General features: G+C 63.2%; 13 protein-coding genes. 10 read left to right on the forward strand and 3 right to left on the reverse strand.

Annotated features, from left to right (window positions below):
- Positions 1–79: 79 nt before the first annotated feature.
- On the reverse strand, positions 80–481 hold the full coding sequence (locus M8Q45_RS08165) for a RidA family protein (RefSeq protein WP_249874252.1): 402 nt from the start codon (positions 479–481) through the stop codon (positions 80–82).
- Between the two features lie 133 nt (positions 482–614).
- Between M8Q45_RS08165 and M8Q45_RS08170 the strand changes: the two genes are divergently transcribed.
- Positions 615–1,541, forward strand: a complete 927-nt coding sequence (locus tag M8Q45_RS08170) for a LysR family transcriptional regulator (protein ID WP_249874253.1) — start codon at positions 615–617, stop codon at positions 1,539–1,541.
- A gap of 28 nt (positions 1,542–1,569) precedes the next feature.
- Positions 1,570–1,962: a GFA family protein gene (locus M8Q45_RS08175; protein ID WP_249874254.1), complete on the forward strand. Its 393-nt coding sequence runs from the start codon at positions 1,570–1,572 to the stop codon at positions 1,960–1,962.
- A gap of 5 nt (positions 1,963–1,967) precedes the next feature.
- Here M8Q45_RS08175 and M8Q45_RS08180 read toward each other — a convergent pair whose 3' ends face one another.
- Positions 1,968–3,413, reverse strand: a complete 1,446-nt coding sequence (locus M8Q45_RS08180; protein WP_249874255.1) for an aldehyde dehydrogenase family protein — start codon at positions 3,411–3,413, stop codon at positions 1,968–1,970.
- A gap of 426 nt (positions 3,414–3,839) precedes the next feature.
- On the opposite strand from M8Q45_RS08180, the gene M8Q45_RS08185 reads away from it, so the two are divergent.
- The 8 genes from M8Q45_RS08185 (at position 3,840) to M8Q45_RS08220 (ending at position 10,506) form a co-directional block, all read left to right on the forward strand.
- The gene (locus tag M8Q45_RS08185; RefSeq protein ID WP_249874256.1) at positions 3,840–4,688 is read left to right on the forward strand and encodes a transporter substrate-binding protein; all 849 of its coding nucleotides are present in this window, start codon (positions 3,840–3,842) and stop codon (positions 4,686–4,688) included.
- A gap of 54 nt (positions 4,689–4,742) precedes the next feature.
- Entirely contained in the window at positions 4,743–5,405 is a 663-nt protein-coding gene (locus M8Q45_RS08190; RefSeq protein ID WP_014338685.1) for an amino acid ABC transporter permease, read from the forward strand.
- A 9-nt stretch (positions 5,406–5,414) separates the two neighbouring features.
- Positions 5,415–6,077: an amino acid ABC transporter permease gene (locus M8Q45_RS08195; RefSeq protein WP_249874257.1), complete on the forward strand. Its 663-nt coding sequence runs from the start codon at positions 5,415–5,417 to the stop codon at positions 6,075–6,077.
- Positions 6,074–6,862: an amino acid ABC transporter ATP-binding protein gene (locus tag M8Q45_RS08200; RefSeq protein ID WP_249874258.1), complete on the forward strand. Its 789-nt coding sequence runs from the start codon at positions 6,074–6,076 to the stop codon at positions 6,860–6,862. The genes M8Q45_RS08195 and M8Q45_RS08200 overlap by 4 nt, the downstream gene beginning before the upstream one ends.
- Positions 6,863–6,886: 24 nt before the next feature.
- Positions 6,887–7,276, forward strand: coding sequence for a RidA family protein (locus M8Q45_RS08205; RefSeq protein WP_249874259.1), 390 nt, complete (start codon positions 6,887–6,889; stop codon positions 7,274–7,276).
- 155 nt (positions 7,277–7,431) lie between these two features.
- Entirely contained in the window at positions 7,432–8,196 is a 765-nt protein-coding gene (locus M8Q45_RS08210) for an IclR family transcriptional regulator (RefSeq protein ID WP_249874260.1), read from the forward strand.
- A gap of 29 nt (positions 8,197–8,225) precedes the next feature.
- A complete protein-coding gene (locus tag M8Q45_RS08215; protein ID WP_249874261.1) occupies positions 8,226–9,443 on the forward strand; it encodes an amino acid deaminase in 1,218 nt (405 codons plus the stop codon).
- A 148-nt stretch (positions 9,444–9,591) separates the two neighbouring features.
- Positions 9,592–10,506, forward strand: a complete 915-nt coding sequence (locus M8Q45_RS08220; RefSeq protein WP_249874262.1) for a sugar kinase — start codon at positions 9,592–9,594, stop codon at positions 10,504–10,506.
- A gap of 607 nt (positions 10,507–11,113) precedes the next feature.
- Here the strand turns inward: M8Q45_RS08220 and M8Q45_RS08225 are convergent.
- Positions 11,114–11,389, reverse strand: coding sequence for a peptidylprolyl isomerase (locus tag M8Q45_RS08225; protein ID WP_019690952.1), 276 nt, complete (start codon positions 11,387–11,389; stop codon positions 11,114–11,116).
- Positions 11,390–11,417 lie beyond the last annotated feature (28 nt).

The following is an 11,417-nucleotide window of genomic DNA, read 5'->3' on the forward strand; positions in this document are numbered from 1 at the left end:
TCAAATGTGGGAGCGAGCTTGCTCGCGATGGCTGAGGGTCAGCCAACACACTCACCGCTGACTCTCCACACGCCAGATGCTACAGGGAGGGTCCAGGCAGCCTGGCAACTACCTTGATCTCGAACTGGAAGCCATACAGCCACGTCACGCCCACCGCCGTCACCGTCGGGTGCGGCGCGTTGCCCCAGAATTCGGGCACGACGCTCCAGACCCGTTCGAAGATCGACTCGGGATCGACCATGAAGACGGTAACGTCAATCACATCGTCAAAGCTGCAATCGGCGGCTGCGAGGATCGCGTTCAGGTTGGTGAAGGCGCGGCGCACCTGATCTTCCAGCACCGGCTCGGGCGAGCCGTCCTCGCGGCTGCCGACCTGTCCGGAGACGAACAGCAAACCGTTGGAGCGAACAGCCGGTGAATAACGGTTGCGCTCGTAAAGCGCCTGGCGTCCGGGTGGGAAAACGACGTCACGGGTGGTCATGGGGATCTCTCCATCAATGGCCGAAAGCGGCCGGAACTCAACGATGAAGTCACTCTAGGGGCTTGTGCCCGGGCGATAAACGAGCAACCTTGGCGATCACTGTTTGTAGAAACCAAACAATCCGAGGCAAAGAATGGATCGTTTCGACGCGATGCAAGCGTTCGTGCGTGTCGTGGAGGCGGGCAGTTTCACCAAGGCCGCCGAGACGCTGCACATGAGCAAGACCACCGTGACCCAGTTGGTGCAACAGCTCGAAGCACGGCTGCGGGTGAAATTGCTCAACCGCACGACGCGCAAGGTCAACGTCACGGCGGACGGCGCGGTTTTCTACGAGCGGGCGATACGCCTGCTGGCCGACATGGACGACGCCGAGACCAGCCTGTCCGGCGCCCAGGCGTCGCCGCGCGGCCGACTGCGGGTCGATGTGCCGAGCCCACTGGCGGCGCTGATCCTGATCCCGGCGTTGCCGGCATTCTATGAGCGTTACCCGGACATTCAGATCGACATGGGCGTCAGCGACCGCATCGTCGACATGATCGATGAGAACGTCGACTGCGTGGTTCGCGGCGGCGAGCTGACGGACCAATCGCTGATCGCCCGGCGTGTCGGCGACCTGGCCCTGGGCGTCTTCGCCGCGCCGAGCTACCTGGCGCGCTTGGGCACCCCGGCGCATCCGCGCGAGCTGGAGGATTCCCCACATCGCGTCGTCGGTTTCCTCTGGGCACGCACCGGCAAAGCCTTGCCCTATGCCATGCACAGACAGGACGAGCACCTGCACATCAAGGGGCGCTACGCCCTGGCAATCGACGATGGCAACGCCTACCTCGCCGCCGGCCTGGCGGGGCTCGGCGTGCTCTGGTTGCCCACCTACATGTCGCGGATCCACCAGGCGCAGGGGACATTGGTGCCGTTGTTCGAAGACTGGCGCCTGGAGTCGATGCCGATGTACGTGGCTTACCCGCCGAACCGGCATATCAGTGCCAAGCTGCGGGTGTTCATCGATTGGGTGGTGGAGTTGATGGCGCAACATGCGCCTATCCTTGATCGGCATGCGCCATGACATTTTTCTTGACCAGAGGAGAGCAGCGATGGACCGATTCACCGGCGGTTGCCTGTGCGGCAACGTTCGCCTTGAAGCCTCCGGCCGCCCTTACCGGGTCGGCCTTTGCCACTGCCTGGATTGCCGCAAGCACCATGGCGCAGTGTTTTTCGCGGCGGCCGTGTTCCCCCGGGACGCGGTGACTGTTACGGGCGAAACCCGGGACTACGCCGGACGCTTTTTCTGCCCCCACTGCGGCTCGTCACTGTTCGCCCGCAGCGACGATGAGATCGAAGTGCACCTCGGCGCGCTCGACGCCCCTGATCAACTGACACCCACTTACGAATGCTGGACCGTGCGCCGAGAGTCCTGGCTACCGGCATTTGCGTTGGCGCGGCGGTATCAGGGTGATCGCGAGGGCAGGGGGCGGTCGGAGGAGTAGGGCGTTTACTCGAACCCGACAATCGCCTTGATCTCCAGATATTCCTCGAACCCATGGACCCCATATTCACGCCCATTGCCCGAGCGCTTGTATCCGCCGAACGGGGCCATGGGGTTCCAGGCCGGGTAATTGAGCAGCACTTGCCCGGCGCGGATGCGCGCGGCGACGGCGCGTGCCTGGTCAAGGTCCTGGCCCTGGACGTGGGCGCCCAGGCCGTAGACGGTGTCGTTGGCGATGGCGACGGCTTCGTCCAGGGTGTCGTACGGGATGATGCACAGCACGGGGCCGAAGATTTCTTCCTGGGCGATGCGCATGCCGTTGTCGACGTGCGAGAACACCGTCGGCCGGGTGTAGAAGCCTTTGGCGAAGCCGTCCACGCGGCCTGGCCCGCCGCAAATCAACTTGGCGCCCTCCGCGAGGCCCGCTTCGATCATCGCCTGCACCCGCTTGAACTGAGCCTCGTTGGCGATCGGGCCGAGCACGGTGTCTTCCGACCGTGGGTCGCCGACAACGATCGCATTGGCCGTGGTCGCCGCCAGTGCCTCGACTTCCGCCAGGCGGTTTCTCGGTACGATCATCCGCGTCGGAGCGCTGCAAGACTGGCCGACATTGCGCAACGCCGACATCACGCCTGGCGGCACGGCCTTGGCGAAGTCGGCGTCGGGCAAGAACACGTTCGGTGACTTGCCGCCCAGCTCCTGGGTGACGCGCTTGACCGTCGGGGCCGCGGCTTGGGCGACCAGGGCGCCCGCGCGGTTGGAACCGGTGATGGAGATCATGTCGATGCCGGGATGCGCCGCCATGGCCGCGCCGACCTCGGCACCGCCGCCGTTGACCAGGTTGAATACGCCCGCCGGCAAGCCCGCGTCGTGCACCAGTTGGGCGAAAAGCAGGGCGCTCAAGGGCGACAGTTCGCTGGGCTTGAGCACCACGGTGCAGCCGGCGGCAATCGCCGGGGCGACCTTGGCGGTGATCTGGTAGAGCGGCCAGTTCCACGGCGTGATCAGGCCGCAGACCCCGATGGGTTCACGCACGATGGCGGTGCCGTTCTCGATCTTTTGGAATGCATAAGTGGCCAGCACATCGCGCGCCACCCGGACGTGTTCGGCCGCCAGTGGCACGTGCATGGATCGGGCAAAACCGATCGCCGCGCCCATTTCAAGGGAGAGCACCTGGGCCAGGGCTTCCTGGTGTTCGAGGATCAGTTCGTGGAGCTTGCCGAGGATTTTCGCGCGATCGGCCACTGGCGTCGCGGCCCAGCCCGGCATCGCCGCCCGAGCCGCCGCGACGGCGCGGTCAACGTCGTCGGACGATCCCTGGGCGACCTCGGCGACCACCTCTTCGGTGGCCGGATTGATCACGGCCAGCGTCGTCGCTTGGGCCGGCGACTGCCAACGGCCATTGATGTAGAACTGCCCGGTGTCGTGCGGAATATAGGAGGGTTTGGTCATCCTTCGGGCTCCCGTAGAGCGGTGATGAGACTGCCGCAGCAGGTCGTGATTGCATGCCCATAAGCTAACAAAGCGGCCCTGGCGGGTTGTGCCGTTGTTGGGCTTGGCAAAGAAGAATCTGCTGTATCTGTTGGGCTAACGTTGCAAAAACGTAGGGATGACCCTTTTGGTGCGGTGGGGTGTATCGCGCCGTCGATATGCTTCGCGCTGGGGCCTTGCTACCCGGCAGCCGTAGCCAACGGTAGCAACCGCAACCGCGCGATGATTTCGCCCCGCATCGGCAGTTTTTCTATCTGCCTGATTTCGTTGACGTTCCAATTTCCGCTCCACCACGTCGAAAGGCTGTGGCACACTTTCTGCTGTCTATTCCGTTGTTACATACCATGTTCCGGTATAGCGGAATAAACTCACCCTGGAGTGCTTGCCATGCAATGCCGACCTTCCTTGTTCAAAGCGTGTGTTTTTCTCTTCGCGGCCACGACGGCTGCCATGGGTGTCGCCCAGGCGGCCGACAGCAAGCTGGACAGCGTGCTGCAACGCGGGAAATTGATCGTGGGCACGGGCAGTACCAATGCGCCGTGGCACTTCCAGGGAGCGGATGGCAAGTTGCAGGGCTTCGATATCGACATCGCGCGGATGGTCGCCAAGGGCTTGTTCAATGACCCGGAGAAAGTCGAGTTCGTGGTGCAGTCGTCCGATGCGCGGATTCCCAACCTGCTGACCGACAAGGTCGACATGAGCTGCCAGTTCATCACCGTCACCGCCAGCCGCGCCCAGCAAGTGGCGTTCACCCTGCCGTACTACCGCGAAGGGGTGGGCCTGCTGTTGCCGGCCAACAGCAAGTACAAGGAAATCGAAGACCTCAAGGCTGCCGGCGATGGCGTCACCGTGGCGGTGTTGCAGAACGTCTACGCCGAAGAACTGGTGCACCAGGCATTGCCAAAGGCCAAGGTCGACCAGTACGACAGCGTCGACCTGATGTACCAGGCGGTGAACTCCGGCCGCGCCGATGCCGCCGCCACTGACCAATCCTCGGTCAAATACCTGATGGTGCAGAACCCAGGGCGCTACCGCAGCCCGGCCTACGCCTGGAGCCCGCAAACCTACGCCTGTGCGGTCAAGCGCGGCGACCAGGACTGGCTGAACTTCGTCAACACCACCTTGCATGAAGCCATGACCGGCGTGGAATTCCCGACCTATGCGGCGTCGTTCAAGCAGTGGTTCGGCGTCGAGCTGCCGTCGCCGGCGATCGGTTTCCCTGTTGAATTCAAATGACCCCGTGAGTCCGGGGCGCCCCTTGCGGGCGCTCCGTCGAAGGTGCTGCCGACCATGAATTATCAGTTGAACTTTGCCGCCGTCTGGCGCGATTTCGACACCTTGCTGGCGGGGCTGGGCCTGGGGCTTTCCCTGGCGCTGGTGTCGATCGCCATCGGTTGCGTGATCGGCCTGGCGATGGCGTTCGCGCTGCTCAGCAAGCATCGCGTCCTGCGGGTGCTGGCGTCGGTGTATGTCACGGTGATCCGCAATACGCCGATCCTGGTGTTGATCCTGTTGATCTACTTCGCCTTGCCGAGCCTGGGGATTCGCCTGGACAAGCTGCCGTCGTTCGTCATCACGCTCTCGCTGTACGCCGGGGCGTACCTGACCGAAGTGTTTCGCGGTGGGCTGTTGAGCATCCACAAGGGCCAGCGCGAAGCCGGGCTGGCGATCGGCCTCGGCGAGTGGCAGGTCAAGGCCTACGTGACCGTGCCGGTGATGCTGCGCAACGTATTGCCGGCCTTGTCGAACAACTTCATCTCGCTGTTCAAGGACACCTCCCTGGCGGCGGCGATTGCCGTGCCGGAGCTGACCTATTACGCCCGCAAGATCAACGTGGAGAGCTACCGGGTGATCGAAACCTGGCTGGTGACCACGGCCCTGTATGTCGCGGCCTGTTACCTCATTGCCATGCTGCTGCGGTATTTCGAGCAGCGCCTGGCGATCCGCCGTTAGGAGCTTCCCATGTACGAATCCCCCAGTTGGTTGCATGAGTTGTGGGTCGCCCGGGACACTCTGTGGGCCGGCTTCCTCACCAGCGTGCAGTGTTCGGCGCTGGCGATTGTGTTGGGCACCTTGATCGGCCTCGTCGCCGGGCTGGTGCTGACTTATGGCCGGGCGTGGATGCGCGCGCCGTTTCGTTTCTACGTCGACTTGATTCGCGGCACGCCGGTATTCGTGCTGGTGCTGGCCTGCTTCTACATGGCCCCGGCCCTGGGCTGGAAGATCGGCGCGTTCCAGGCCGGCGTGCTGGGCTTGACGCTGTTCTGCGGCTCCCACGTGGCCGAGATCGTGCGCGGTGCCTTGCAGGCCTTGCCCCGTGGGCAGATGGAAGCGAGCCAGGCCATCGGCCTGACGTTCTACCAGGCGCTGGGCTACGTGCTGTTGCCCCAGGCGTTGCGGCAGATTTTGCCGACCTGGGTCAATTCCTCCACCGAGATCGTCAAGGCTTCGACCCTGCTGTCGGTGATCGGGGTGGCCGAATTGCTGCTCAGCACCCAGCAGATCATCGCCCGGACCTTCATGACCCTGGAGTTCTACCTGTTCGCCGGTTTTCTCTTCTTCATCATCAATTACGCCATCGAATTGCTCGGGCGGCACATTGAAAAGCGGGTGGCCTTGCCATGACTGACGTTTCCCTCTCCAACACCCAACCGCTGCTGGACATTCGTGGCCTGCGCAAACAATACGGCCCGCTGGAAGTGCTCAAGGGCGTCGACCTGAGCATGCAGCGCGGCAACGTGGTCACGCTGATCGGCTCCAGTGGCTCGGGCAAGACCACGCTGCTGCGTTGCGTGAACATGCTGGAAGAGTTCCAAGGCGGCCAGATCATGCTCGACGGCGAGTCCATCGGCTATGACCAGGTGGGCGACAAGCGTGTGCGTCACGCCGAGAAAGTCATCGCCCGGCACCGGGCCATGACCGGTATGGCCTTCCAGCAGTTCAACCTGTTCCCGCATTTGACTGCGCTGCAGAACGTCACCCTGGGCCTGCTCAAGGTCAAGAAACTGCCCAAGGACCAGGCCGTGGCCCTGGCCGAAAAATGGCTGGAGCGGGTTGGGCTGCTGGAACGGCGCGATCACTTTCCCGGTCAGTTGTCCGGCGGCCAGCAACAGCGCGTGGCGATCGCCCGGGCGATTGCAATGAACCCGAGCCTGATGCTGTTTGACGAAGTGACGTCTGCGCTCGATCCGGAGCTGGTCGGCGAGGTTTTGAATGTGATCAAGGGCCTGGCCGAGGACGGCATGACCATGCTGCTGGTCACCCACGAAATGCGCTTCGCCTTCGAGGTCTCCGACAAGATCGTGTTCATGAACCAGGGGCGCATCGAAGAGCAGGGGCCGCCGAAGGAATTGTTCGAGCGACCGCAATCGCCACGCCTGGCGGAATTCCTCAAGAACACTCGTTTTTAACTCATTTCAACAAGGAGATAACCCATGAGCATTACGCGCTACGGCACCGGCAGCACCGCAGGCGGCGGACAGCCACGGCCCTTCGCTCGCGCCGTGGAGGCCGATGGCTGGCTGCACGTGTCCGGCCAGGTGCCGGCGGTGAACGGCGAGATCATCGTTGGCGGCATCGTCGAGCAGACCCACCAGACCATGAAGAACCTGATCGCCATTCTGAAAGAGGCTGGCTATGGCCTGGAAGACGTCGTGCGCTGCGGCGTCTGGCTGGAAGACCCACGGGATTTCTGGAGTTTCAACAAGGTCTTCGGCGAGTACTTCAGCCCGGAACACGCCCCGGCGAGGGCGTGTGTGCAGGCGAGCATGATGGTCGATTGCAAGGTCGAGATCGACTGTGTGGCCTACAAGAAAAAGCCCTGAACCCTGTAGGAGCTGCCGAGCGAAGCGAGGCTGCGATCTCTCCCCTGACGCTTGGGTTTCAAGCGAAAGATCAAATGATCGCAGGCTTCGCCAGCTCCTACAGAGGCAGCGTAAGATTCGGCAGCGCCTACGACCAATGAACGGGAATGCAATAAATGACCGAAGACACCATCAAACGCCGGGCCCGGGGATTGGATCGGGCGTTCGATATCCTCGATTTCCTCAAGGAAATCGGCCAGCCGCTGCGCCCGAACGACATCGCCAGCGGCATCGGCAGCCCCAAGTCCACGGTCTATGAACTGGTGGCGTCGCTGCTGGAACGGCGCATCCTCGAGCCGGTGGGCAAGGACGGCCACGTCTACCTGGGGCGCCAGTTGTATTTTCTCGGCCAGGCCCACCTGCGGCATTTCGACCTGAGCCGCGAGGCCGACCAGGCCTTGCAGGACATCGTCCGCCAGACCCGGGAAACCGCGCAGATGTGCCTGCTCAACGGGCGCAAATATACGGTCGCGCTGATGAAGGAAGGCGAGCGGCACTTTCGCATTTCCTCGGACATCGGTGAAAACGCGCCAATCCCCTGGACCGCCTCCGGGCGCCTGTTGCTGGCGCATTTGAGCGACCAGCAGATCATCGACCTGATCGACCCCGATGACTTCATCCTGCCAGGCGGCGAACGCCTGCCCCTGGAGCAATTCCTCAAGGAAATCCGCCAGGCTGGCGTCGATGGATTCTTCTCCTTCGACAGTGTCGCCGACACCTTCACCCATTGCTTCGCCGCACCGGTCAAAGACCCCAGCGGCGTGGCCATCGCGACCCTGTGCATCGTCGCCCCGAGGGCCGACGCCAAGAACAATTACGCCGACTACCGCCGGGTGCTGATCGAAAGCGCCAACAACCTGGCCCGTCGCATCAACGAATAGACAACCATGGCTGTGTGAGGAGTTCGAACATGTCTTCTGCCATCGATAACGCGTACGTCGAGAAGGGCGCCGCTGCCGTGGGCGCTCATTTGTTGCGGGACGTCAGCCTGCCGGCACTGGTGCTGCACCGCGAGGCGCTGGAGCACAACATTCACTGGATGCAGAAATTCGTCAGTGACAGCGGCGCCGAGCTGGCGCCCCACGGCAAGACCAGCATGACGCCGGCGCTGTTTCGTCGTCAGCTCGAAGCCGGCGCCTGGGGCCTGACCCTGGCCACGGCGGTGCAGGCCCGCGCCGCCTATGCCCACGGCGTGCGTCGGGTGCTGATGGCCAATCAACTGGTCGGCAAACCCAACATGGCATTGATTGCCGATCTGCTGGCCGACTCGGCGTTTGAATTTCATTGCATGGTCGACCATCCGGACAACGTCGCGCAGCTCGGCGCCTATTTTGCCTCTCGCGGTGTGCGGCTGAACGTGATGATCGAGTACGGCGTGGTCGGCGGTCGTTGCGGTTGCCGAACCGAAGCCGAAGTACTGGCGTTGGCCGAGGCCATCGGCGCGCAACCGGCGCTGGCCTTGACCGGCATCGAAGGCTACGAAGGGGTGATTCACGGCGACCACGCCATCAGCGGCATTCGCCAATTCGCCGCGTCGCTGGTGGGCCTGGCCATGCAGTTGCAGGACAGCGGCGCGTTTGCCATCGCCAAGCCGATCATCACCGCCTCGGGTTCGGCCTGGTACGACCTGATTGCCGAATCCTTCGAAGCCCGGAATGCCCACGGGCGTTTCCTCAGCGTGCTGCGTCCCGGCAGTTATGTGGCCCACGATCATGGCATCTACAAGGAAGCCCAGTGCTGCGTACTGGAACGGCGCAGCGACTTGCACGAAGGCCTGCGCCCGGCCCTGGAAGTCTGGGCCCACGTGCAGTCGATGCCGGAGCCGGGCTTCGCGGTGATCGCCCTGGGCAAGCGCGACGTCGCCTACGACGCCGGGCTGCCGGTGCCGCTCAAGCGCTACAAAGCAGATTCTGATTCGCTGACGGGTGACGATGTCAGTGCGTGCAAGGTGACGGCGGTGATGGACCAGCATGCGTTCATGACGGTGGCGCCGGGGGTCGAGCTGCGGGTGGGGGACATCATTGCGTTTGGAACTTCCCACCCGTGCCTGACGTTCGACAAATGGCGGGTGGGGTGCCTGGTGGATGAGAGGTTGCGGGTGGTTGAGCTTATGGAGACCTGCTTTTAGGCCTTGAGACCGAGTCGCGGCTATCGCGAGCAAGCTCGCTCCCACATTGGATGTGTTGTGAATACAAAACCTGTGTTCACCACGATCCCTGTGGGAGCTTGCTCACGAAAGCGGCCTGCAATACACCACCGAACCATCAGGATCATCCATGAGCAACTCCAGACCCCGCATCGCCCTGATCGGCGAATGCATGATCGAACTGCAACACCGCGCCGACGGCAGCCTGCAGCAAAGCTTCGGCGGCGATACGCTGAACACCGCGGTCTACCTGGCCCGGGCCTTGGGCGATAAAGGTTCGGTGGACTACGTCACCGCCCTGGGCGATGACAGTTTCAGCGACGCCATGTGCCAGGGCTGGGCTGCTGAAAACATCGGCCTGGACAGGGTCCAGCGTTTGCCTGGGCGCCTGCCGGGCCTGTATTGCATCCAGACCGACGCGACCGGCGAGCGGCGTTTCCTGTACTGGCGCAACGAGGCCGCGGTGCGCGAATGCTTCACCACGCCGGCTGCCGCGCCGATCCTGGAAGCCTTGCCGGACTATGACGTGCTGTATTTCAGCGGCATCACCCTGGCGGTGATTGGCGAGCAGGGCCGGCGCAAGCTCATCGAGACCCTGGTCGAAGCGCGGCGACGCGGTGCCCAAGTGGTGTTCGACAACAACTACCGGCCACGGCTCTGGCCCTCGGTCGAGGCGGCCCGGGCGGCTTACCGCAGCGTATTGCCCTACGTCGAGCTGGCGTTGCTGACCGTGGACGACGAACAGGCGCTGTTCGGCCATGCCGACAGTGAGGCGGTGTTCGCGGCCTATGGGCAACTCGGTACGCCGGAGGTGGTGCTCAAGCGCGGCGCCGAGGCGTGCCTGATCCGTTGCGATGAACAGTTCTACGAGGTGCCGGCCCATCGGGTCGAGCGCGTGGTGGATACGACGGCGGCAGGGGACTCATTCAGCGCCGCTTACCTGGCGAGTCGCTTGCTGGGCGGCAGTCCGGCGGAGGCGGCCGAGGCCGGGCATCTGCTGGCGAGTCGGGTGATCCAGGTGCCGGGGGCGTTGATACCAAGGTAGGCGCTGCCGGACCCTGTAGGAGCTGGCGAAGCCTGCGATCTTTTATTTTTTTGCTCCAGATTCAACGGCCTGCGGAAAGATCGCAGCCTCGCTTCGCTCGGCAGCTCCTACAGACCCCGCCGGACCCTGTAGGCGCTGGCGAAGCCTGCGATCTTTTATTCTTTTGCTCCAGATTCAATGGCCTGCGGAAAGATCGCAGCCTCGCTTCGCTCGGCAGCTCCTACAGACCCCGCCGGACCCTGTAGGCGCTGGCGAAGCCTGCGATCTTTTATTCTTTTGCTCCAGATTCAACGGCCTGCGGAAATATCGCAGCCTCGCTTCGCTCGGCAGCTCCAGACCCCGCCGGACCCTGTAGGAGCTGGCGAAGCCTGCGATCTTTTATTCTTTTGCTCCAGATTCAACGGCCTGCGGAAATATCGCAGCCTCGCTTCGCTCGGCAGCTCCTACAGACCCCGCCGGACCCTGTAGGCGCTGGCGAAGCCTGCGATCTTTTATTCTTTTGCTCCAGATTCAACGGCCTGCGGAAAGGTCGCAGCCTCGCTTCGCTCGGCAGCTCCTACAGGGTCCGGCGGGAGCATGCTCTCTCGCCACAGGGGCCGGCATCGCTTCAATCCCGGTAAAACACCTGCACCAGGTGATACCCGAACTTGCTCTTGATCGGCCCATGCACCACCCGCAGCGGTTTCTTGAAGATCACCGCATCGATGGCGCCGACCATTTGCCCGGGCCGCACTTCACCCAGGTCGCCGCCGCGCTTGCCGGAGGGGCAGGTGGAGTATTTCTTTGCCAGCACGTCGAAGGCCTCGCCCTTGGCGATGCGTTGCTTGAGCTGTTCGGCTTCTTCGGCGGTTTTCACCAGGATATGGCGGGCTTGGGCTTTCATTGCGGCACAGACCTGAACGGGGCGAAAG

Source organism: Pseudomonas sp. T1.Ur, assembly GCF_023516725.1.
Lineage (GTDB): Bacteria > Pseudomonadota > Gammaproteobacteria > Pseudomonadales > Pseudomonadaceae > Aquipseudomonas > Aquipseudomonas alvandae.

Excerpts from the sequence above, each read along its gene's own strand:
- M8Q45_RS08165 (WP_249874252.1), bottom strand. The coding sequence starts at position 481 with ATGACCACCCGTGACGTCGTTTTCCCACCCGGACGCCAGGCGCTTTAC.
- M8Q45_RS08170 (WP_249874253.1), top strand. The coding sequence starts at position 615 with ATGGATCGTTTCGACGCGATGCAAGCGTTCGTGCGTGTCGTGGAGGCG.
- M8Q45_RS08175 (WP_249874254.1), top strand. The coding sequence starts at position 1,570 with ATGGACCGATTCACCGGCGGTTGCCTGTGCGGCAACGTTCGCCTTGAA.
- M8Q45_RS08180 (WP_249874255.1), bottom strand. The coding sequence starts at position 3,413 with ATGACCAAACCCTCCTATATTCCGCACGACACCGGGCAGTTCTACATC.
- M8Q45_RS08185 (WP_249874256.1), top strand. The coding sequence starts at position 3,840 with ATGCAATGCCGACCTTCCTTGTTCAAAGCGTGTGTTTTTCTCTTCGCG.
- M8Q45_RS08190 (WP_014338685.1), top strand. The coding sequence starts at position 4,743 with ATGAATTATCAGTTGAACTTTGCCGCCGTCTGGCGCGATTTCGACACC.
- M8Q45_RS08195 (WP_249874257.1), top strand. The coding sequence starts at position 5,415 with ATGTACGAATCCCCCAGTTGGTTGCATGAGTTGTGGGTCGCCCGGGAC.
- M8Q45_RS08200 (WP_249874258.1), top strand. The coding sequence starts at position 6,074 with ATGACTGACGTTTCCCTCTCCAACACCCAACCGCTGCTGGACATTCGT.
- M8Q45_RS08205 (WP_249874259.1), top strand. The coding sequence starts at position 6,887 with ATGAGCATTACGCGCTACGGCACCGGCAGCACCGCAGGCGGCGGACAG.
- M8Q45_RS08210 (WP_249874260.1), top strand. The coding sequence starts at position 7,432 with ATGACCGAAGACACCATCAAACGCCGGGCCCGGGGATTGGATCGGGCG.
- M8Q45_RS08215 (WP_249874261.1), top strand. The coding sequence starts at position 8,226 with ATGTCTTCTGCCATCGATAACGCGTACGTCGAGAAGGGCGCCGCTGCC.
- M8Q45_RS08220 (WP_249874262.1), top strand. The coding sequence starts at position 9,592 with ATGAGCAACTCCAGACCCCGCATCGCCCTGATCGGCGAATGCATGATC.
- M8Q45_RS08225 (WP_019690952.1), bottom strand. The coding sequence starts at position 11,389 with ATGAAAGCCCAAGCCCGCCATATCCTGGTGAAAACCGCCGAAGAAGCC.